Below are 19275 nucleotides of genomic sequence, written 5' to 3'. Positions count from 1 at the left end.
AACCTGTGGCAAAGGCAAAGTTCGAGCGGACTAAGCCGCACGTCAACATCGGCACCATTGGTCACGTTGACCACGGTAAGACGACGCTGACGGCCGCCATTTCCAAGGTGCTGTACGACAAGTACCCGGATCTCAACGAGAAGCGTGACTTCGCGTCGATTGACTCTGCACCCGAAGAGCGTCAGCGCGGTATTACCATCAACATCTCCCACGTGGAGTACCAGACCGAGAAGCGTCACTACGCACACGTTGACGCCCCCGGCCACGCTGACTACATCAAGAACATGATCACCGGTGCTGCCCAGATGGACGGCGCAATCCTCGTGGTTGCCGCTACCGACGGCCCGATGGCTCAGACCCGCGAGCACGTTCTGCTCGCTCGCCAGGTTGGTGTTCCCTACCTGCTGGTCGCCCTGAACAAGGCCGACATGGTTGACGATGAGGAACTGCTGGACCTCGTTGAAATGGAAGTTCGTGAGCTCCTGAGCTCTCAGGGCTTCGATGGTGACGAAGCTCCCGTCGTCCGCGTTTCCGGCCTGAAGGCCCTGGAAGGCGACCCCGAGTGGGTCAAGTCCGTTGAGGACCTGATGGCAGCAGTCGACGAGTCCGTTCCGGACCCCGTACGTGACCGCGACAAGCCGTTCCTGATGCCGATCGAGGACGTCTTCACCATCACCGGTCGTGGCACCGTTGTTACGGGCCGCGCCGAGCGTGGAACCCTCGCCATCAACTCCGAGGTCGAGATTGTCGGCATCCGCCCGGTCCAGAAGACCACGGTTACCGGTATCGAGATGTTCCACAAGCAGCTCGACGAAGCATGGGCCGGCGAGAACTGTGGCCTCCTGCTCCGCGGTCTGAAGCGCGACGATGTCGAGCGTGGCCAGGTTGTCGTCAAGCCGGGTTCCATCACCCCGCACACCGACTTCGAGGCCAACGTCTACATCCTCTCCAAGGACGAAGGCGGACGTCACAACCCGTTCTACTCCAACTACCGCCCGCAGTTCTACTTCCGTACCACGGACGTAACCGGCGTTATCACCCTGCCCGAGGGCACGGAAATGGTTATGCCTGGCGACAACACTGAGATGACCGTTGCGCTCATCCAGCCGATCGCTATGGAAGAGGGCCTCGGCTTCGCAATCCGCGAAGGCGGCCGCACCGTTGGTTCGGGACGTGTTACCAAGATCATCAAGTAGTACTTGCTGACCTAAAGGACAGCCCCGCTGCAGTAGCAGCGGGGCTGTCCTTTTTCGTTAAGGGGCCACTGGTACTGTTGCACCACTGAAAGGAGTTCATCATGGGATGGCTTATTTTCCTGATCATCGCGGTTGCCGTTGTAGCCGGGGTGTTCTGGACCAGGAAGTACTTCCGGCGCGAGATTGACCGGGCCAAGCGGATCAACAGGGCAAACAAAAACCAGTAGCAACGGCGTGAGCACAGCGATCTGCCGGTAGTCCTTACTCCTACTTTTCGGTATACCTAAATTCGGGGTATCCTCGTCATATCGACGCCCGCAACGACGAGGACACGCAATGGCTGTTTCAACAATGACGGCAGAATCCGCCACCCCCAGGATCTGGTCCCGCCTGCTCCTGCTCGGGCCGGCATTCGTAGCTGCCATTGCCTACGTCGACCCGGGAAATGTCGCCGCCAACCTGACCGCCGGCGCCAGCTTCGGCTACCTCCTGGTCTGGGTCCTCGTTGCAGCCAATGGCATGGCCGTACTGATCCAGTACCAGTCAGCCAAGCTGGGGCTCGCCACCGGCATGAGCCTGCCCGAAATCCTCGGCAAGCGCCTGGGCACGCGGCGCCGCCGCGCCTATTGGGTGCAGGCCGAGATCGTTGCCGGGGCCACTGACATGGCCGAGGTTATCGGTGGGGCAGTGGCACTGAACCTGTTGTTCGGCCTGCCCCTGCTGACCGGCGGCGTCATTATCGGCCTGGCGTCCATGCTGCTGCTGGCGCTCCAGTCGCACCGCAGCCAGAAATCCTTCGAATTTGCCATTCTTACCCTGCTGGGCGTCATTGCTGTCGGGTTCGTTTCGGGCCTCTTCGTCGCACCGCCTGACGCCGGCGGCGCCCTGGCCGGACTGGTGCCCCGGTTCGAGGGAACCGACACCGTGCTGCTCGCGGCGAGCATGCTCGGTGCCACGGTTATGCCGCATGCCATCTACCTGCATTCCGCCCTTGCCCGCGACCGCCACGGATTCTCCGAAGATCCGGCGGTCAGGACCCGGCTGATCCGAACCACGCGCGTGGATGTCGCCGGCGCTCTGCTGCTCGCCGGCGTCGTCAACATTGCCATGCTGCTGCTGGCTGCCTCCAGCCTTCGCGGCGTGGAGGGTACTGACACCATTGCCGGCGCGCACGCTGCCGTGACGTCCGCACTGGGCCCTGTGATCGGCGTCGTTTTCGCTGTGGGCCTGCTGGCCTCCGGCCTGGCGTCCACCTCGGTGGGATGCTACGCCGGGGCCACCATCATGGGCGGCCTCCTCAAGGTGCGGATTCCCCTGCTGGTCCGGCGGACCGTCACCCTGATTCCCGCGCTGGCGGTCCTGGGCGCAGGGATTGAACCGACGCTGGCGTTGGTCCTGAGCCAGGTCCTCCTGAGTTTCGGCATCCCGTTCGCGCTGATCCCCCTGATCCGGCTCACCGGCAGCCGCAAGGTGATGGGCATCCACGCCGATTCAAAGCCGCTCAAGATCGCCGGGTGGACCAGCGCCACCCTGATCGTGGGCTTGAACTGCGTGCTGATCTTCCTCACGGTGTTGGGACACGGCTGAATCCGCCGCCGCCGCTACGGTGCTGGTGGCGCGCCACTAATGTGGCCGGTGGCGCCGTGCCCTGGACAGCGCCTGGTACCAGTAGAAGGACCGCTTGGGCGTCCGCTCCAGTGTCTCGAAGTCCACGTGCACCAGCCCAAAACGCTGCGAGTAGCCGGCCGCCCACTCAAAGTTGTCCATCAGCGTCCAGACGTAGTAGCCCCGGAGATCCACGCCCTCGGCGTGGCCGCCGGGGGCGGTGGCGTCAAGCGCTGCCGTCAGATGTGCGGCAAGGTACTCCACGCGGTCGGTGTCTTCCAGTGTGCCGGCGATACGGTCGGGTTCGGGGAAGCTGGCACCGCCCTCGGTGATGTACACCGGCGGGAGGGCCGCTCCGTACCGGTCCCGCATTTCCCGCAGCAGGATTCCCAGATGGTCCGGTGCCACGGGCCAGCCGAATCCTGTGCTGTCGAACTCGGAGTAGCCAACCTCGTGGAAGGGCAGCTTGGCGAGTTGCTTGTGCATATCCGCAGGCAGGGGAGTGATGCCCGGCCCCAGGGCCACCTTGACGGGGAAGTAGTAGTTCAGTCCGTAGAAGTCCAGCGGCTGGTGGATGGTCCGGAGGTCCGCATCGGAAATCCTGCCGATTGATCGCAGCCAGGGCTTAGCGTACAGCGGCAGCGAGGGGTATTGGCCCAGCAGGACGGGGTCGGCATAGATCCTGTTCATGAGCAGGTCGTAGAGATGGGCCACCAGCCGGTCGCCAAGCTTCCTGGTGGCGGGCCTGACGGGGGAGTGCAGGTTGGTCAGGCCGATGCCGCCCGCCACGCCGGCGGCCCGCAGTGCCTGCACGCCGAGCCCGTGCGCCAGGAGCTGGTGATGGATGGCGGGAAGGGCGTCAAACATCAACCGGCGCCCCGGTGCGTGCACTCCAAGGGCATAGCCGTTCAGGGTGACCGAGACCGGTTCGTTGAGGGTGACCCACTGCGCCACACGGTCGCCGAACCGCTCGCCGGCAGCCCTGGCATACTCGCCAAACCGCTCCGCGGTGTCACGGTTCAGCCAGCCGCCGCGGTGTTCCAGGGGCAACGGGGTGTCCCAGTGGTAGAGCGTTGCCATGGGGGAGATGCCGGCCTCAAGGAGTTGGTCGATCAGCCGGTCGTAAAAGTCCAGGCCCTCGGGATTGAAGCCGCCCTGGCCATCCGGCTGGATGCGTGGCCAGGACAGCGAGAACCGGTATGAGTCAACGCCCAGTTCCTTGAGCAGCGCCACATCCTCCGGCAACCTGTTGTAATGGTCGCAGGCCACGGCGGGGGAGTGTCCGTCCTGGATGGCGCCGGGCTTCTCCGCAAAGGCATCCCACCCCGATGGCCCACGGCCCCCGGCCTTGAGTGCGCCTTCAATTTGGAACGCCGCCGCCGCGACGCCAAGCGTGAACGACGGCGGAACGCGTCCGGCCAGTTCGGTCACCGATTCAGTGCCTTCCAGGGTCATGCTCCCTATCATCCAGCGCGTTCGGGTCCGCGGCAATGGCCGGTGACCAGCCCGGACCCGGAGCCGATTCGCATCTGCCGCGGATTTCCGGCATACTAGATGAGTTGTTCAAGCGCTTCTTCGCGTCCCGATCCGGATAATGCCGGGTGCAGGGTCCAAGCTGAAGACCAAACATAACCCACCCCCATGGAACTGCGGATTTATATGTGCGCCCAGCGCGACACGCCCGACCGCGGGGGTCGGTTACGCCGGCAAGGTGAGGAACCCGGATTCATCCGGATTCAGTTTGTGCGGCGGATGGTGGTTACGACCTCAAATGCTTCGGCAGCCATACAACGAGTAAGTGAACAGGGCAGCCCTAAACCGGGGAAGCACAGACTGAAAGAGAGTCAGGCGACATGGCGGGACAAAAAATCCGCATCCGGCTGAAGTCATACGACCACGAGGTCATTGACGTTTCAGCACGGAAGATCGTTGAGACGGTCACGCGCGCAGGCGCAACGGTAGTCGGCCCCGTGCCGCTGCCGACGGAGAAGAACGTGTACTGCGTGATCCGCTCTCCGCACAAGTACAAGGACAGCCGCGAGCACTTTGAAATGCGCACGCACAAGCGTCTTATCGACATCATCGATCCCACGCCGAAGGCTGTTGACTCGCTCATGCGTCTCGACCTGCCGGCTGACGTGAACATCGAAATCAAGCTGTAGGGAGGTGCTGAGAAACTATGACCGCAACCCGTAACGTAAAGGGCCTGTTGGGCACGAAGCTCGGCATGACCCAGGTCTGGGACGAGAACAACAAGCTCATCCCCGTCACTGTGGTCCAGGCAGACTCGAACGTCATCACCCAGCTGCGCAACGCTGAGACCGATGGCTACGTCGCCGTTCAGATCGGCTACGGCCAGATCGATCCCCGCAAGGTCACCAAGCCGCTGGCTGGTCACTTTGAAAAGGCAGGCGTCACGCCTCGCCGCCACGTCGTCGAACTCCGTACCGCAGATGCTGCCGAGTACGAGCTGGGCCAGGAGCTCTCCGTAGAGGTCTTCGAAGCCGGCCAGAAGATCGACGTCATCGGCACCACCAAGGGTAAGGGCTTCGCCGGTGTTATGAAGCGTCACGGCTTCCACGGTGTTGGAGCTTCCCACGGTGCCCACAAGAACCACCGTAAGCCCGGTTCAATCGGTGGCGCATCCACCCCGAGCCGCGTCTTCAAGGGCATGAAAATGGCCGGCCGCATGGGCGCCGTTCGTCACACCACGCTGAACCTCACGGTCCACGCGGTTGACGTCGAGAAGTCGCTGCTCCTGATCAAGGGTGCCGTTCCCGGCGCCCGCGGCCAGGTCGTACTCGTACGCACCGCCGTGAAGGGAGCCTAGTTCAATGGCTAACACTGTCCAGGTTGACCTGCCTGCAGAGATCTTCGACGTTCAGACCAACGTGCCGCTGCTGCACCAGGTTGTCGTTGCCCAGCTCGCTGCTGCCCGCCAGGGAACCCACAAGACCAAGACCCGCGCTGAAGTTTCCGGTGCAGGACGCAAGCCGTTCAAGCAGAAGGGCACCGGCCGCGCCCGTCAGGGTTCCATCCGTGCTCCCCACATGACCGGCGGTGGCATCGTCCACGGTCCCACCCCGCGTGACTACAGCCAGCGCACCCCCAAGAAGATGATTGCTGCTGCACTGCGCGGCGCACTGTCTGACCGGGCACGCAACGGTCGCATCCACGTTGTCGCAGAACTGGTTGAAGGCACCAAGCCCTCCGCCAAGACCGCACTGGCAACGCTCCGCGGTGTGTCCGACCGCAAGAACCTGCTGGTCGTCATCGAGCGCGATAACGACGTTGCCGCACTGTCCGTGCGCAACCTCGCCGGCGTTCACGTTCTGTACGTAGACCAGCTGAACACCTACGACGTTCTCGTCTCTGATGACGTTGTCTTCACCAAGGCTGCCTACGACGCATTCGTTGCCGCTAAGGCAGCTAAGAACGAGGAGGATGCCAAGTGAGTGCAGCCACCATCAAGGATCCCCGCGACGTCGTGCTTGCACCCGTCGTGTCGGAAAAGAGCTACGGCCTGATCGACGAGGGCAAGTACACCTTCCTGGTGGACCCCCGTTCGAACAAGACCGAGATCAAGCTGGCCGTGGAGAAGATCTTCTCCGTCAAGGTCGAATCGATCAACACCATCAACCGTGCCGGTAAGCGCAAGCGCACCAAATTCGGATGGGGTACCCGCAAGAACACCAAGCGTGCGATTGTCACCCTCAAAGAAGGCACCATCGACATCTTCGGCGGTCCGCTCGCGTAGCGGAGACCACTTTAACGAGGAAATAAATTATGGGAATCCGTAAGTACAAGCCGACTACCCCGGGCCGTCGTGGCTCGAGCGTAGCGGACTTCATCGAAATTACGCGGTCGACGCCGGAAAAGTCGTTGGTACGTCCGCTGCCCAAGAAGGGCGGCCGTAACAACACCGGTAAGATCACCACCCGTCACAAGGGTGGTGGGCACAAGCGCCAGTACCGTCTGATCGACTTCCGTCGCCACGACAAGGACGGCGTCAACGCCCGCGTTGCCGAAATCGAGTACGATCCGAACCGCACGGCTCGCATCGCCCTCCTGCACTACGTTGATGGCACCAAGCGTTACATCATCGCTCCCAACAAGCTCTCCCAGGGTGACGTTGTCGAGGCAGGTGCCGGTGCTGACATCAAGCCCGGTAACAACCTGCCCCTGCTCAACATCCCGGTGGGTACCGTTATCCACGCAGTGGAACTGCGTCCGGGTGGCGGCGCCAAGATGGGCCGCTCCGCCGGCGCATCCATCCAGCTTGTTGCCAAGGAAGGCCGCTTCGCCCAGCTGCGCCTGCCTTCCGGTGAAATCCGCAACGTTGACGTGCGCTGCCGCGCAACCGTCGGCGAGGTGGGCAACGCCGAGCAGTCGAACATCAACTGGGGCAAGGCCGGCCGTATGCGGTGGAAGGGCGTCCGCCCGACCGTCCGTGGTGTTGCCATGAACCCGGTTGACCACCCGCACGGTGGTGGCGAGGGTAAGACGTCCGGTGGACGTAACCCCGTCAACCCGAACGGTAAGCGTGAAGGCCGCACCCGCCGCCCCAACAAAGAGAGCGACAAGCTTATTGTGCGTCGCCGTCGTACTGGCAAGAACAAGCGATAGGAGCCTGGACACATGCCACGCAGCCTGAAAAAAGGTCCTTTCGTCGACCAGCACCTCTTTGTGAAGGTAGCCAGGGAAAACGAAAAGGGCACCAAGAACGTCATCAAGACCTGGTCCCGCCGTTCGATGATCATCCCCGACATGCTCGGACACACGATCGCCGTACACGACGGACGCAAGCACATCCCGGTGTTTGTCACTGAGTCGATGGTCGGGCACAAGCTCGGCGAATTCGCTCCCACGCGGACATTCCGCGGCCATGTCAAGGACGACCGTAAGGGCAAGCGCCGCTAGGCGCCTGCGTTTACGTCAAAGACGAGAGAAGGAAAGCAATGGAAGCCAAGGCAATTGCGCGCCACATCCGCGTAACGCCTATGAAGGCCCGGCGCGTCGTCAACCTTGTTCGTGGATTGCAAGCGAATGAGGCTCTGGCAATTCTGAAGTTTGCCCCCCAGGCAGCTTCGGAGCCGGTATTCAAGGTAGTTCAGTCGGCAATCTCCAACGCCCGGGTCCTCGCGGACCGCGACGGCGTGGCGTTTGACGAAGGCGACCTCATCATCAGCGAAGCGTTTGTTGATGAAGGCCCGACCATGAAGCGGTTCCAGCCGCGTGCCCAGGGTCGTGCATTTCAGATCAAGAAGCGCACCAGCCACATCACCGTGGTAGTCGCTACCCCGGAGAAAGAGGAGGCTCGCTAAGTGGGACAGAAAGTAAACCCGCACGGGTTCCGACTCGGCATCACCACCGATCACGTATCGCACTGGTTCGCTGACAGCACCAAGGCAGGCCAGCGGTACAAGGACTTCGTCCGCGAAGACATCCGCATCCGCCAGCTCATGTCCACGGGCATGGAGCGCGCCGGCATCGCCAAGGTCGAGATCGAGCGCACCCGTGACCGTGTCCGCGTGGACATCCACACGGCACGTCCCGGCATCGTCATCGGCCGCCGTGGAGCAGAAGCAGACCGCATCCGCGGCGAGCTCGAAAAGCTCACCGGCAAGCAGGTCCAGCTGAACATCCTCGAGGTCAAGAACCCCGAGATGGAAGCCCAGCTTGTTGCCCAGGGCGTTGCAGAGCAGCTGACTTCCCGCGTGGCATTCCGCCGTGCGATGAAGAAGGCCATGCAGTCCGCTCAGCGTGCAGGTGCCAAGGGCATCCGTATCGCCTGCTCGGGCCGCCTGGGTGGCGCTGAAATGTCCCGCTCGGAGTTCTACCGCGAAGGCCGTGTGCCCCTGCACACCCTCCGCGCGAACATCGACTACGGCTTCTACGAAGCCAAGACCACCTTCGGCCGTATCGGCGTGAAGGTCTGGATCTACAAGGGTGACGTCACCGCCAAGGAACTGGCAGCACAGGCTGCTGCAGCTCCGTCCCGCGGTAACCGTGGCGACCGTCCCGGCCGCCCGGGTGGCGCTGACCGTGGTGACCGCCGCCGTCGCACCGACCGCCCGGCCGCTGACGCAGCTCCTGCTGCCGAAGCACCGGCAGTTGAAGCAGCACCTGCTGCTGTAGAAGGAGGACAGGCTTAAATGCTTATCCCACGTCGAGTCAAGCACCGTAAGCAGCACCACCCGGGTCGTTCCGGCGCTGCCACGGGCGGCACCGAGGTCTCGTTCGGTGAGTGGGGTATCCAGGCGCTGAGCCCGGCATACGTCACCAACCGCCAGATCGAATCTGCCCGTATTGCGATGACCCGCCACATCAAGCGTGGCGGTAAGGTCTGGATCAACATCTACCCGGACCGTCCCCTGACCAAGAAGCCGGCCGAAACCCGCATGGGTTCCGGTAAGGGTTCACCGGAATGGTGGGTCGCCAACGTCAAGCCGGGCCGGGTTCTTTTCGAACTCTCCGGTGTCAATGAAGAGGTAGCTCGCGAGGCCCTGCGCCTGGCAATCCACAAGCTGCCGTTGAAGGCACGCATTGTGCGTCGCGAAGGTGGTGAGTAGAAATGGCAGTAGGATCCAAGGATCTGGCTCCCGCACAGCTGGACGGTTTCGACAACGAGCGTCTCGTTGAAGAACTCCGCAAGGCCAAGGAAGAGCTGTTCAACCTGCGTTTCCAGTCCGCCACCGGACAGCTGGAGAACCACGGTCGCCTGCGCGCGGTAAAGAAGGACATCGCCCGCATCTACACCGTTCTCCGCGAACGCGAGCTGGGCATTCGTGCCGAGGTTGCCGCACCGGTTGTGGAAGCCAAGGAAGAGAAGAAGTCCAAGAAGGCTTCAACCAAGAAGGCCGACAAGGCTGAAAAGGCTGAGACCGAGGAGGACGCCAAGTGAGTGAAAAGGACCAGAACGTGACCGAAACTGCTACCGCAGCCAAGGCTGGGCAGCGCGGTTACCGCAAGACCCGTCGCGGCTACGTGGTCTCTGACAAGATGGAAAAGACCATCGTCGTCGAGGTTGAAGACCGCGTGAAGCACGCACTGTACGGCAAGGTCATCCGCCGCACTTCCAAGGTCAAGGCACACGACGAAGAGAACACCGCCGGCATCGGCGACCTCGTAGTCATCGCCGAGACCCGTCCGCTGTCCGCCACCAAGAACTGGCGGCTCGTGGAAATCCTCGAGAAGGCCAAGTAGCACCTGCTGCTTAGCTGTTGCCCCTGCTCCCTCCCGGGAGCGGGGGCTTCCTCGTTTAACGGGCAGCGGGCGTGGCCGTCCGTCCCACACAGACGCCCCATCACTTCCTGCATCTTTTCCCGAAGCGCCCCATCAGTTCCTGCACGCTTTTCGGAAACGCCACATCACTTGCCGAAACGTACCAGCGGGAGGTGATGGCGCGTTGGAGGATTTCCTGCAGGTAGTGATGGGGCGTAGTGGACTGCCGGACGACGGCGGCGCCTGGACTGGCGGGGGAGTGGCACCTTTGGTGGGCCGAAAGGCTGCCCTGCGTGACGCCGTCGTCCGTCTTGCGGGGTGGTGGGCGGTGGTGATATGGGGACCGGCGGAAAATGTGCTAGGATATTGAGTTTGTATGGCGCCTTTCGCGCGCCGTCATCAACCTCGTAAACAAGCGTGCCACAGCATAGTGCCCCTGTGCGCCCGGGATCCGTCCCGGACCGGATGGGAGCAACTGCTTCTGGCACGGGCGTTTAGGCCTGGTCTGGCAAAATCCAGGCAGGTCAAGAGACACCCCGATCAACCGTTCCGCAAGGCTCATTCCGTAGCAAGATCACGGCCTGAGAACCGGCGCGACGCAAGGAGTAAATAGTGATTCAGCAGGAGTCGCGACTCAAGGTCGCCGACAACACGGGTGCTAAGGAAATCCTTACCATTCGCGTTCTCGGTGGATCCGGCCGTCGCTACGCAGGCATCGGTGACGTCATTGTCGCCACCGTCAAGGATGCAATCCCGGGCGGCAACGTAAAGAAGGGCGATGTGGTCAAGGCCGTCATCGTCCGTACCAAGAAGGAACGCCGCCGTGCGGATGGTTCCTACATCAAGTTTGACGAGAACGCAGCTGTGATCCTGAAGAACGACGGTGACCCCCGCGGTACCCGTATCTTCGGACCGGTTGGTCGTGAACTGCGTGACAAGAAGTTCATGAAGATCGTTTCTCTGGCTCCGGAGGTGCTCTAGTCCATGGCTGCAAAGATCAAGAAGGGTGACCTGGTTCAGGTCATCACTGGCGCCAAGGCTGAGCGCGGCGGCGACCGCGGCAAGCAGGGCAAGGTTCTGCGCGTATTCACCGACACCAACCGCGTGCTGGTTGAGGGTATCAACCGCGTCACCAAGCACACCCGGGTTGGACAGTCGCAGCGCGGCACCAAGACCGGTGGCATCGAGGTCGTAGAGGCCCCGATCCACATTTCCAACGTGGCCCTGGTTGACCCGTCGACCAAGAAGCCGACCCGCGTGGGCTTCCGCCTCGACACGGTGGAGAAGAACGGTGTCAAGAAGACCGTCCGCATCCGCGTGTCCAAGAGCTCCGGGAAGGACATCTAATGACTGAGACTCTCGAGACTCCGGCAACGAAGATCGTTCCTCGTCTGAAGACCAAGTACGCCGAATCCATCAAGGCAACGCTCCAGGATGAATTCAAGTACGAGAACGTGAACCAGGTACCCCGCCTGGTGAAGGTTGTTGTGAACATGGGTGTTGGAGATGCCGCCAAGGACTCCAAGCTGATCGACGGCGCTGTCCGCGACCTCACCCAGATCACCGGCCAGAAGCCGCAGGTTACCAAGGCCCGCAAGTCGATCGCACAGTTCAAGCTGCGCGAAGGCATGCCCATCGGTGCACACGCAACCCTGCGTGGCGACCGCATGTGGGAATTCGTGGACCGCCTGGTCACCCTGGCCCTGCCCCGTATCCGCGACTTCCGCGGCCTCAGCGGCAAGCAGTTCGATGGCAACGGCAACTACACCTTCGGTCTGACCGAGCAGGTTATGTTCCACGAAATCGACCAGGACAAGATCGACCGCGTCCGCGGTATGGACATCACGGTTGTGACCACCGCCAAGACCGATGACGAAGGCCGCGCGCTGCTCAAGGCGCTTGGTTTCCCGTTCAAAACCGAAGCTTAATTAACTACGTAAAAGGTCCGGCCGCTCCGCTCCATCAAGGAGGGAACGGCGGAAACCGTTACGAGGAAGGGCATGAGCCCACATGACAATGACAGATCCTGTCGCAGATATGCTTACGCGCCTGCGTAACGCAAACTCGGCATACCACGACTCCGTGTCTATGCCTTACAGCAAGCTCAAGGCACGCGTTGCCGACATCCTCAAGGCCGAAGGTTTCATCGCCGGCTGGAAGGAAGAGGACGCTGAGGTTGGCAAGAAGCTGACCCTCGAACTCAAGTTCGGTCCGAACCGCGAGCGTTCCATCGCCGGTGTACGCCGCATCTCCAAGCCGGGTCTCCGTGTTTACGCGAAGTCCACCAACCTGCCTCACGTGCTCGGTGGCCTGGGTATCGCAATCCTGTCCACCTCTTCCGGCCTCCTGACTGACAAGCAGGCCGGCAAGAAGGGCGTGGGCGGCGAAGTCCTCGCGTACGTCTGGTAACGGGAAAGGAAGAGAATAATGTCACGTATTGGACGTCTCCCCATCACCGTTCCTGCCGGCGTTGAGGTCAAGGTTGACGGCTCTGTCGTCAGCGTCAAGGGTTCCAAGGGGGAGCTGACCCACACTGTGGCCAGCCCCATCGAGGTTGCCCTGGACGAGAACACCCTGACCGTCAGCCGCCCGAACGACGAGCGCGCCTCCCGTTCGCTCCACGGCCTGACCCGCACCCTGATCGCCAACATGATCCAGGGCGTCACCGCAGGCTACGAGAAGAAGCTTGAAATCGTCGGTACCGGTTACCGCGTTCAGGCCAAGGGATCTGACCTTGAGTTCGCTCTCGGCTACAGCCACCCGGTCAGCGTTTCCGCTCCGGCCGGCATCACCTTTGCAGTAGAGGGACCGACCAAGCTCTCTGTCTCAGGTATCAATAAGCAGCAGGTCGGCGAAGTTGCTGCCAACATTCGTAAGCTGCGGAAGCCGGACCCCTACAAGGGCAAGGGCATCCGTTACGCCGGCGAAGTCATCCGCCGCAAGGTCGGAAAGGCTGGTAAGTAACCATGGCCATCTCCATTAACAAGAAGCGTACGAACAAGAGCAAGGCTGCCGCCCGCAGCCGCCGCCAGCTTCGTATCCGCAAGCGCATTGCCGGTACGGCTGCCCGCCCCCGCCTGGTGGTCAACCGCTCCGCACGCCACGTATTTGTCCAGGTTGTCGATGACAGCATTGGCCAGACCGTAGCAAGCGCGTCCACCCTGGAAGCTGACCTCCGTGCATTCGACGGTGACAAGACTGCCAAGGCCAAGCGCGTCGGCGAGCTCGTTGCCGAACGTGCCAAGGCTGCCGGCGTCGAGGCTGTCGTGTTCGACCGTGGTGGTAACAAGTACCACGGCCGCATTGCCGCCGTCGCTGACGGTGCACGCGAAGGTGGGCTGTCACTGTGACCGAAGCAAACAAGGAAAAGGACACTGTGTCTGCAGATCAGAAGGCGCCCGAAGCCGCAGCTGCTGAGACCACTGCCCCCGCTGCCGAGGACCGCCGTGGTGGCGCCCGTCGCGGCGAGCGTGGCGACCGCGGCCAGGGCCGCGGCGACCGCGGTGGCCGTGGCGGCCGCGACGGTGGCCGTGAAGCCGAGAAGAACCAGTTCGTAGAGCGCGTTGTCACCATCAACCGCGTTTCCAAGGTCGTCAAGGGTGGTCGTCGCTTCAGCTTCACCGCACTCGTCGTCGTTGGTGACGGTAACGGCATGGTCGGCGTGGGCTACGGCAAGGCCAAGGAAGTTCCCGCTGCTATCGCCAAGGGCGTTGAAGAGGCCAAGAAGTCCTTCTTCCGCGTTCCCCGCGTTGGCAGCACCATCCCGCACCGCGTTCAGGGTGAAGCCGCTGCAGGCGTTGTAATGCTGCGTCCGGCCTCCGCCGGTACCGGTGTTATCGCCGGTGGTCCGGTCCGTGCAGTACTGGAGTGCGTGGGTATCCACGACATCCTCTCCAAGTCGCTCGGTTCCTCCAACGCCATCAACATCGTTCACGCGACTGTTGATGCCCTGAAGCGCCTCGAAGAGCCGGCAGCAGTGGCAGCACGCCGCGGCCTGCCCCTCGACGAGATCGCTCCGGCGGCACTGGTGAAGGCCCTCCTCGCCCCTAAGGCAGGTGTTTAGTCATGGCTAAGAACCTGGTCCCCTCCGACGCTCAGTTGGAGATCACTCAGATCAAGTCCGCCATTGGCGGCAAGCAGAACCAGCGCGACACCCTTCGGTCCCTCGGCCTGAAGCGGATCGGACACACCGTTGTCCGCACCGCCGATGCCGTGACCGTTGGAATGCTCAACACGGTTCCGCACCTGGTAAAGGTAGAGGAGGCGAAGTAAATGGCAGAGAACACTGCTGATAAGGCACAGGCTGCTGAGAAGCAGAACGCCCTGAAGGTTCACCACCTGCGTCCCGCGCCGGGTGCCAAGACCGCCAAGACCCGTGTTGGTCGTGGCGAGGCATCCAAGGGTAAGACTGCCGGCCGTGGTACCAAGGGTACGGCTGCCCGCTACCAGGTGAAGGCTGGCTTTGCCGGCGGCCAGTTGCCGCTGCACATGCGCCTGCCGAAGCTGCGTGGCTTCAAGAACCCGTTCCGGGTTGAGTTCCAGGTTGTAAACCTGGACAAGCTCAACGAGCTGTTCCCGGAAGGTGGCGCAGTCACCGTGGAGAACCTGGTCGAAAAGGGCGCAGTTCGCAAGAACCAGCCCGTCAAGGTGCTGGGCACCGGCGACATCACCGTCAAGGTTGACGTCACCGCCCACGCATTCTCGGCCAGTGCCGCTGAAAAGATTGCTGCAGCAGGCGGAAGCACCACCGCCCTCTAAGGGACGGCGCCAGCTGTTGAACTCCCGGTATCCGCGGGCTTCGGCCCCGGATACCGGGAGTTTTTCACATCCGCCGGGCGATATTTTCCCGCCATCCGGCGCATGCGCGCTGGCGCGGATTGTTCGCACGGCACATTCAACCGTTAGACTCGGTTGTCGGGATTTATCAAGTTCCGCACCCCCACTCTTATTGACACCACAGGAGGACGCTTGCTTAGCGCATTTGGCCGGGCCTTTCGCACGCCTGATCTGCGACGCAAGTTGTTGTTCACGCTGGGAATCATCACCATATTCCGCTTGGGTGCTTTCATTCCCTCGCCAGGTGTGAACTACCAGAATGTCCAGCAATGCTTGCAAAACGGTCAGACCGCCGGCGGGCTGTACCAGCTCGTTAACCTCTTCAGCGGCGGTGCGCTGCTCCAGGTGTCCATCTTCGCCCTGGGCATCATGCCCTACATCACGGCCAGCATCATCGTCCAGCTGCTCCGGGTGGTCATTCCCCGGTTCCAGCAGCTTTACGACGAGGGCGCGTCGGGACAGTCCAAGCTGACCCAGTACACCCGCTACCTCACCATCGCGCTGGGCCTGCTCAACGCCACCACGCTGGTGTCCCTGGCCCGCTCCGGGCAGCTGCTTCCCGGCTGCCAGCTGCCGGTGATCCCGGACAACAGCATCATCACCACCATCCTGATCATCATCACGCTGACGGCCGGCACCGGCCTGATCATGTGGATGGGTGAGCTCGTCACCGAGAAGGGCGTGGGCAACGGCATGTCGCTGCTCATCTTCACGTCCATCGCTGCGCAGTTCCCCACCTCGCTGGGTGCCATCTGGACCTCGCAGGGCCCCGGGACCTTCTTCATTGTCCTGGCCGTTGGCCTGCTCACCGTCGCGCTGGTGGTCTTCGTGGAACAGTCCCAGCGGCGCGTTCCGGTCCAGTACGCCAAACGTATGATCGGCCGGCGCACCGTGGGCGGCACCAGCACCTACATTCCCATCAAGGTGAACATGGCCGGTGTCATTCCGGTGATCTTCGCCTCCTCCATGCTCTACATTCCAGGGCTGATCGCACAGTTCAACCAGCCCCGGAACGGCGAGTCGATGCAACCGTGGGTTGAATGGATCAACAACAACCTCACCCGCGGTGACCACCCGATCTATATGGCGGTTTACTTCGTCCTGATCGTGTTCTTCACCTACTTCTACGTCGCGATTACCTTCAACCCTGAAGAAGTCTCAGACAACATGAAGAAGTACGGCGGCTTCATCCCAGGTATCCGCGCCGGCAGGCCGACCGCTGATTACCTGCAGTACGTGCTCTCTCGGATCACCCTGCCCGGCGCCCTCTACCTGGGCTTCGTGGCGCTGATCCCGTTGGTTGCACTGGTACTGATCAACGCAAACCAGAACTTCCCGTTCGGTGGCACCTCGATCCTGATCATGGTGGGCGTTGGGTTGGAGACCGTAAAGCAAATTGATGCGCAGCTACAACAACGTCACTACGAAGGGCTTTTGCGATGACGAGAATGCTGATTATTGGACCTCCCGGTTCCGGAAAAGGAACGCAGGCGGAGCGGATCTCAGAACGCCTCGGCGTTGTGGCCATCTCCACCGGTGACATCTTCCGGGCCAACGTGAAGGGTGAAACCCCTCTGGGCATCGAGGCCAAGAAGTACATGGACAACGGTGACTTTGTTCCGGACAGCGTGACCAACAAGATGGTCCGCGACCGCCTGGGCGAGTCCGACGTCGAGAACGGCTTCCTGCTTGACGGCTACCCGCGCACCACCGCGCAGGTGGACTACCTGGACGAGATCCTCGCCGACGGCGACGAGAAGCTCGACGTGGTCCTGCAGCTGACCGCCGATGACGAGGAACTGGTCCACCGCCTCCTGGGCCGGGCCAAGGAAACGGGCCGGAGCGACGACAACGAAGCCGTCATCCGCCACCGCCTTGACCTGTACCACGAGCAGACCGAAGCCGTGGTGGCAAAGTACGCCGAGCGCGGCATCCTCACCCAGGTTGACGGGATCGGTCCCATCGACGAAGTCACCAACCGCGTCATGCAGGCCATCAAGGCCGCACAGGCAGCCTGACCCCAGGCGCCCGGTTTATCGAGGCTCCTCCCGGCATCCGGGAGGAGCCTCAGCCATTTGAAAGGACACACCATGGCCTTCGGCCAGCCCCGCATCGAATTCAAGAACAACGCCCAGATGCGCACCATGCATGAGGCCGGCCTGGTCCTCAGCCGTGCACTGGATGCCGCCGTTGCCGCCGCGGTGCCGGGGGTCACCACCAAGCACCTGGATGACGTCTTCGCCGCAGTCCTCAACGAGGCAGGTGCCAAGTCCAACTTCCTGGGCTACCACGGCTTCCCCGCTACCATCTGCACGTCCGTCAATGAGGAAGTGGTGCACGGCATCCCCGGCAGCCGCGTCCTGCAGGACGGCGACATCATCTCCATCGACGGCGGCGCGATCGTCAACGGCTGGCATTCGGACTCCGCCCGCACTGTGATCGTGGGAAACGCGGACCCCGAGGACCAGCGGCTGTCCGACGTCACCCATGCAGCGATGTGGCGGGGGATCGCGGCACTGGCAACCGGCACGCATGTGGGGGACATCGGAGCCGCCATCGACGACTACGTTTCATCTGTGCCGGGCAAACCGCTTGGCATCCTGGAGGACTACGTGGGCCACGGCATCGGCTCCGAGATGCACATGGCACCGGACGTCCTGAACTACCGCACCAACCACCGCGGGCCCAAGATCAAACCGGGCCTGTGCCTGGCCATCGAGCCCATGCTGGTCCGCGGCAGCATTGACACGGCAGTCCTGGATGACGACTGGACGGTGGTCACCACCGACGCCAAGCGTTCCTGCCAGTGGGAGCACTCCGTGGCCGTGCACGAAAAAGGCATCTGGGTGCTTTCAGCTCCCGACGGCGGCGCGGAGCACCTGTTGCCCCTCGGCGTCACCCCCGTGCCGATCCCGTAGGCGACGCGCCGATTCCGTAAGCGACGCGCGCCTTCAGGCACGACACGCAAAAGCCCTGGCGACACCTGTAAGTGGGTGTCGCCAGGGCTTTTGCGCGTCGGCCAGGTGCTACGACTTCAGTTTCGGCTTCACGTCGCGGTCGTAGATGCTCTGCAGCGTGTTCTTCAGGTCCGTCATGGTGGACTTGACGTCGCCCTGCTGGGTGAGGATCTTGGCGGCGGCCTTGGCCATTTCCTGGTCGGCGCCCGGCAGGAACACCCGGGCGTTGTCCTGGACTTTGGTCACCGCCAGCTGGTCCATGGCGGTCTTGATCTGTGGCGTCTTGGCCAAGACGGCCGCCATGTCCGCGGACTTGCGGGTGGGCATGTAGCCGGTGGCTGCCGAGAACTCCGCCGTGCTCTCCGGCTGGGTGACGAAGTCCAGGAACTTGCCGGCGGCCAGCTGTTCCTCCTTGGTGATCCCGCTGGGGATGCCCAGGCCGGCGCCGCCCGTGGGGCACACGTTCGACTGGGATTTGGGACCGCCCGGCAGGAAGCCAACACCAACGTTGAACTTGGCCGACTTCAGGATCCCCAGCAGCGAACCGGTGGACGAAATGGTGGTGGAGGTCAGCCCGGCCGAGAAGTCATCCGCCGCTTCCTTGGACGAAACACCGGCCCACTTGTCCTTGTAGATGGAGTCCTGCGCCCACTGCAGGGCCGCCACGGAATCGGTGGAGTCGCACGTGATGTTCCATTCCTTGGACCAGCCGCCGCCCCAGCCCCACAGCATGTTCTGCAGCGTCCAGCCCGCGTACCCGGCGAGGGCGGGGTAGATGTAGGCGTACTGCGCGCCCGAGCTTGCCTTCAGCTTGGGTGCCCACTGACTGAACTCGTCCCAGGTCTTCGGGGCACGGTCGGGAATTCCAGCCGCCGCAAAGTGGTCCTTGTTGTAGTAGAACAGCGGCGTTGACCGGCCGTACGGCAGTGCCCACTGCTTGCCGTCGTATTTGTAGTCATTGACCAGCGACTGCTGGAAGTCGTCCATCTTCATGTCCAGCTGCTTGATAAGGCCGTCAACCGGAATGATGCTGCCGTTGGTGTAGTAGCGGAACCACCAGACATCGGACAGGACCACCACGCCCGGCAGGCCAGACTTAGCGGCCTGGGCGGTCTGGAACTTCTGGGCAATTTCCTCGTAGTTGGCACCGGCGGTGACCAGGTTGACGGTGATGTCCGGGTTCTTGGCGTGGAATTTGTCGATCAGGCTCTTCTCCACCTCCTGGGACTGGCCAGGGTGGCTGGACCAGAAGTCGATCTTGGCGGCGGGCTTCACGCCGTTGAAGTCGATCTCGGCTGCCTGGGAGGTAGCCTGGCCGCCGCCGGTTGTTGATGGTCCGCCGCATGCGGCCAGGGCAGCTGCAGAGGCGGATACCCCTGCCAGGCCCAGGAAATGCCTCCGGTCCAGGTGCAGTGTCATGACGGTTCCTTTCGGTTGTTGCCTTGGTAAAGGTTGGA

28 protein-coding genes are annotated in these 19275 nt (G+C 62.5%); 26 read left to right on the top strand and 2 right to left on the bottom strand.

Annotated elements, in window-relative coordinates; translation table 11 throughout:
• The first annotated feature begins 5 nt into the window (after positions 1 to 5).
• The 3 genes from tuf to FB478_RS12670 all read left to right on the top strand — a co-directional run bounded on the left by tuf (position 6) and on the right by FB478_RS12670 (position 2783).
• Entirely contained in the window at positions 6 to 1196 is a 1191-nt protein-coding gene (gene tuf, locus FB478_RS12675) for an elongation factor Tu (RefSeq protein WP_056334246.1), read from the top strand.
• Between the two features lie 101 nt (positions 1197 to 1297).
• Positions 1298 to 1423 (top strand): hypothetical protein, encoded by a 126-nt coding sequence (locus FB478_RS21385; protein ID WP_018769130.1) that lies wholly within the window; start codon positions 1298 to 1300, stop codon positions 1421 to 1423.
• A 109-nt stretch (positions 1424 to 1532) separates the two neighbouring features.
• Positions 1533 to 2783, top strand: a complete 1251-nt coding sequence (locus tag FB478_RS12670) for an Nramp family divalent metal transporter (protein WP_026265740.1) — start codon at positions 1533 to 1535, stop codon at positions 2781 to 2783.
• 36 nt (positions 2784 to 2819) lie between these two features.
• Here the strand turns inward: FB478_RS12670 and FB478_RS12665 are convergent, their stop codons facing one another.
• Positions 2820 to 4256: a GH1 family beta-glucosidase gene (locus tag FB478_RS12665; RefSeq protein ID WP_018769132.1), complete on the bottom strand. Its 1437-nt coding sequence runs from the start codon at positions 4254 to 4256 to the stop codon at positions 2820 to 2822.
• A 398-nt stretch (positions 4257 to 4654) separates the two neighbouring features.
• On the opposite strand from FB478_RS12665, the gene rpsJ reads away from it, so the two are divergent.
• From rpsJ to map, 23 genes are all read left to right on the top strand, one after another.
• Positions 4655 to 4963 (top strand): 30S ribosomal protein S10, encoded by a 309-nt coding sequence (gene rpsJ / locus FB478_RS12660; protein WP_003803825.1) that lies wholly within the window; start codon positions 4655 to 4657, stop codon positions 4961 to 4963.
• Between the two features lie 17 nt (positions 4964 to 4980).
• Complete coding sequence (rplC, locus tag FB478_RS12655) at positions 4981 to 5631, top strand: 50S ribosomal protein L3 (protein WP_018769133.1); 651 nt, start codon at positions 4981 to 4983, stop codon at positions 5629 to 5631.
• Between the two features lie 4 nt (positions 5632 to 5635).
• Positions 5636 to 6256 carry a 50S ribosomal protein L4 gene (gene rplD / locus FB478_RS12650; RefSeq protein ID WP_018769134.1) on the top strand — a complete coding sequence of 207 codons (621 nt, stop codon included), beginning with the start codon at positions 5636 to 5638 and terminating at the stop codon, positions 6254 to 6256.
• Positions 6253 to 6558 carry a 50S ribosomal protein L23 gene (gene rplW / locus FB478_RS12645; protein ID WP_011692807.1) on the top strand — a complete coding sequence of 102 codons (306 nt, stop codon included), beginning with the start codon at positions 6253 to 6255 and terminating at the stop codon, positions 6556 to 6558. Before rplD ends, rplW begins: the two co-directional genes overlap by 4 nt.
• Before the next feature lie 29 nt (positions 6559 to 6587).
• Positions 6588 to 7427 (top strand): 50S ribosomal protein L2, encoded by an 840-nt coding sequence (rplB, locus tag FB478_RS12640; protein WP_026264302.1) that lies wholly within the window; start codon positions 6588 to 6590, stop codon positions 7425 to 7427.
• 12 nt (positions 7428 to 7439) lie between these two features.
• Entirely contained in the window at positions 7440 to 7721 is a 282-nt protein-coding gene (gene rpsS / locus FB478_RS12635; protein WP_003803803.1) for a 30S ribosomal protein S19, read from the top strand.
• 38 nt (positions 7722 to 7759) lie between these two features.
• Complete coding sequence (rplV, locus tag FB478_RS12630; protein WP_009358304.1) at positions 7760 to 8125, top strand: 50S ribosomal protein L22; 366 nt, start codon at positions 7760 to 7762, stop codon at positions 8123 to 8125.
• Positions 8126 to 8956 carry a 30S ribosomal protein S3 gene (rpsC, locus tag FB478_RS12625; RefSeq protein ID WP_018769135.1) on the top strand — a complete coding sequence of 277 codons (831 nt, stop codon included), beginning with the start codon at positions 8126 to 8128 and terminating at the stop codon, positions 8954 to 8956. It abuts the gene before it with no gap.
• Positions 8957 to 9373, top strand: a complete 417-nt coding sequence (gene rplP / locus FB478_RS12620) for a 50S ribosomal protein L16 (protein ID WP_015937848.1) — start codon at positions 8957 to 8959, stop codon at positions 9371 to 9373.
• Between the two features lie 2 nt (positions 9374 to 9375).
• Positions 9376 to 9705 (top strand): 50S ribosomal protein L29, encoded by a 330-nt coding sequence (gene rpmC / locus FB478_RS21485; protein ID WP_018769136.1) that lies wholly within the window; start codon positions 9376 to 9378, stop codon positions 9703 to 9705.
• The gene (gene rpsQ / locus FB478_RS12610) at positions 9702 to 10007 is read left to right on the top strand and encodes a 30S ribosomal protein S17 (protein WP_018769137.1); all 306 of its coding nucleotides are present in this window, start codon (positions 9702 to 9704) and stop codon (positions 10005 to 10007) included. Before rpmC ends, rpsQ begins: the two co-directional genes overlap by 4 nt.
• A gap of 630 nt (positions 10008 to 10637) precedes the next feature.
• Positions 10638 to 11006: a 50S ribosomal protein L14 gene (gene rplN, locus FB478_RS12605; RefSeq protein WP_003803789.1), complete on the top strand. Its 369-nt coding sequence runs from the start codon at positions 10638 to 10640 to the stop codon at positions 11004 to 11006.
• Between the two features lie 3 nt (positions 11007 to 11009).
• Positions 11010 to 11372, top strand: coding sequence for a 50S ribosomal protein L24 (gene rplX, locus FB478_RS12600; protein WP_015937845.1), 363 nt, complete (start codon positions 11010 to 11012; stop codon positions 11370 to 11372).
• Complete coding sequence (gene rplE / locus FB478_RS12595; RefSeq protein ID WP_018769138.1) at positions 11372 to 11953, top strand: 50S ribosomal protein L5; 582 nt, start codon at positions 11372 to 11374, stop codon at positions 11951 to 11953. The genes rplX and rplE overlap by 1 nt, the downstream gene beginning before the upstream one ends.
• Positions 11954 to 12035: 82 nt before the next feature.
• On the top strand, positions 12036 to 12434 hold the full coding sequence (rpsH, locus tag FB478_RS12590) for a 30S ribosomal protein S8 (protein WP_018769139.1): 399 nt from the start codon (positions 12036 to 12038) through the stop codon (positions 12432 to 12434).
• Between the two features lie 18 nt (positions 12435 to 12452).
• Complete coding sequence (gene rplF / locus FB478_RS12585) at positions 12453 to 12989, top strand: 50S ribosomal protein L6 (protein ID WP_018769140.1); 537 nt, start codon at positions 12453 to 12455, stop codon at positions 12987 to 12989.
• Positions 12990 to 12991: 2 nt separating this feature from the next.
• Positions 12992 to 13375, top strand: coding sequence for a 50S ribosomal protein L18 (rplR, locus tag FB478_RS12580; RefSeq protein WP_018769141.1), 384 nt, complete (start codon positions 12992 to 12994; stop codon positions 13373 to 13375).
• The gene (gene rpsE / locus FB478_RS12575; protein WP_018769142.1) at positions 13372 to 14088 is read left to right on the top strand and encodes a 30S ribosomal protein S5; all 717 of its coding nucleotides are present in this window, start codon (positions 13372 to 13374) and stop codon (positions 14086 to 14088) included. Before rplR ends, rpsE begins: the two co-directional genes overlap by 4 nt.
• A 2-nt stretch (positions 14089 to 14090) precedes the next feature.
• Positions 14091 to 14297: a 50S ribosomal protein L30 gene (gene rpmD / locus FB478_RS12570; protein ID WP_009358731.1), complete on the top strand. Its 207-nt coding sequence runs from the start codon at positions 14091 to 14093 to the stop codon at positions 14295 to 14297.
• Positions 14298 to 14783, top strand: coding sequence for a 50S ribosomal protein L15 (gene rplO / locus FB478_RS12565; protein WP_013601817.1), 486 nt, complete (start codon positions 14298 to 14300; stop codon positions 14781 to 14783).
• 210 nt (positions 14784 to 14993) lie between these two features.
• Positions 14994 to 16304: a preprotein translocase subunit SecY gene (gene secY / locus FB478_RS12560; protein WP_026265742.1), complete on the top strand. Its 1311-nt coding sequence runs from the start codon at positions 14994 to 14996 to the stop codon at positions 16302 to 16304.
• Between the two features lie 5 nt (positions 16305 to 16309).
• Positions 16310 to 16879, top strand: coding sequence for an adenylate kinase (locus tag FB478_RS12555; RefSeq protein ID WP_018760442.1), 570 nt, complete (start codon positions 16310 to 16312; stop codon positions 16877 to 16879).
• Between the two features lie 72 nt (positions 16880 to 16951).
• Positions 16952 to 17779: a type I methionyl aminopeptidase gene (gene map / locus FB478_RS12550; RefSeq protein ID WP_144600745.1), complete on the top strand. Its 828-nt coding sequence runs from the start codon at positions 16952 to 16954 to the stop codon at positions 17777 to 17779.
• 108 nt (positions 17780 to 17887) lie between these two features.
• Here map and FB478_RS12545 read toward each other — a convergent pair whose 3' ends face one another.
• A complete protein-coding gene (locus FB478_RS12545) occupies positions 17888 to 19237 on the bottom strand; it encodes an ABC transporter substrate-binding protein (RefSeq protein WP_018769145.1) in 1350 nt (449 codons plus the stop codon).
• Positions 19238 to 19275 lie beyond the last annotated feature (38 nt).

Source organism: Arthrobacter sp. AG367 (assembly GCF_007828995.1).
Lineage (GTDB): Bacteria > Actinomycetota > Actinomycetes > Actinomycetales > Micrococcaceae > Arthrobacter.
Note: the sequence above shows the minus strand (reverse complement) of the source record. Positions and strands in the feature narration are given on the sequence as shown.

Coding starts and splice junctions, on each gene's coding strand:
- rplD (WP_018769134.1), top strand. CDS start 5,636: ATGGCTAACACTGTCCAGGTTGACCTGCCTGCAGAGATCTTCGACGTT.
- rplF (WP_018769140.1), top strand. CDS start 12,453: ATGTCACGTATTGGACGTCTCCCCATCACCGTTCCTGCCGGCGTTGAG.
- rplC (WP_018769133.1), top strand. CDS start 4,981: ATGACCGCAACCCGTAACGTAAAGGGCCTGTTGGGCACGAAGCTCGGC.
- rplV (WP_009358304.1), top strand. CDS start 7,760: ATGGAAGCCAAGGCAATTGCGCGCCACATCCGCGTAACGCCTATGAAG.
- FB478_RS21385 (WP_018769130.1), top strand. CDS start 1,298: ATGGGATGGCTTATTTTCCTGATCATCGCGGTTGCCGTTGTAGCCGGG.
- rpsS (WP_003803803.1), top strand. CDS start 7,440: ATGCCACGCAGCCTGAAAAAAGGTCCTTTCGTCGACCAGCACCTCTTT.
- rpsH (WP_018769139.1), top strand. CDS start 12,036: ATGACAATGACAGATCCTGTCGCAGATATGCTTACGCGCCTGCGTAAC.
- rplR (WP_018769141.1), top strand. CDS start 12,992: ATGGCCATCTCCATTAACAAGAAGCGTACGAACAAGAGCAAGGCTGCC.
- map (WP_144600745.1), top strand. CDS start 16,952: ATGGCCTTCGGCCAGCCCCGCATCGAATTCAAGAACAACGCCCAGATG.
- FB478_RS12555 (WP_018760442.1), top strand. CDS start 16,310: ATGCTGATTATTGGACCTCCCGGTTCCGGAAAAGGAACGCAGGCGGAG.
- rpsJ (WP_003803825.1), top strand. CDS start 4,655: ATGGCGGGACAAAAAATCCGCATCCGGCTGAAGTCATACGACCACGAG.
- FB478_RS12665 (WP_018769132.1), bottom strand. CDS start 4,256: ATGACCCTGGAAGGCACTGAATCGGTGACCGAACTGGCCGGACGCGTT.
- FB478_RS12670 (WP_026265740.1), top strand. CDS start 1,533: ATGGCTGTTTCAACAATGACGGCAGAATCCGCCACCCCCAGGATCTGG.
- rplX (WP_015937845.1), top strand. CDS start 11,010: ATGGCTGCAAAGATCAAGAAGGGTGACCTGGTTCAGGTCATCACTGGC.
- rplE (WP_018769138.1), top strand. CDS start 11,372: ATGACTGAGACTCTCGAGACTCCGGCAACGAAGATCGTTCCTCGTCTG.
- rpmD (WP_009358731.1), top strand. CDS start 14,091: ATGGCTAAGAACCTGGTCCCCTCCGACGCTCAGTTGGAGATCACTCAG.
- rpmC (WP_018769136.1), top strand. CDS start 9,376: ATGGCAGTAGGATCCAAGGATCTGGCTCCCGCACAGCTGGACGGTTTC.
- rplP (WP_015937848.1), top strand. CDS start 8,957: ATGCTTATCCCACGTCGAGTCAAGCACCGTAAGCAGCACCACCCGGGT.
- rplO (WP_013601817.1), top strand. CDS start 14,298: ATGGCAGAGAACACTGCTGATAAGGCACAGGCTGCTGAGAAGCAGAAC.
- FB478_RS12545 (WP_018769145.1), bottom strand. CDS start 19,237: ATGACACTGCACCTGGACCGGAGGCATTTCCTGGGCCTGGCAGGGGTA.
- rplB (WP_026264302.1), top strand. CDS start 6,588: ATGGGAATCCGTAAGTACAAGCCGACTACCCCGGGCCGTCGTGGCTCG.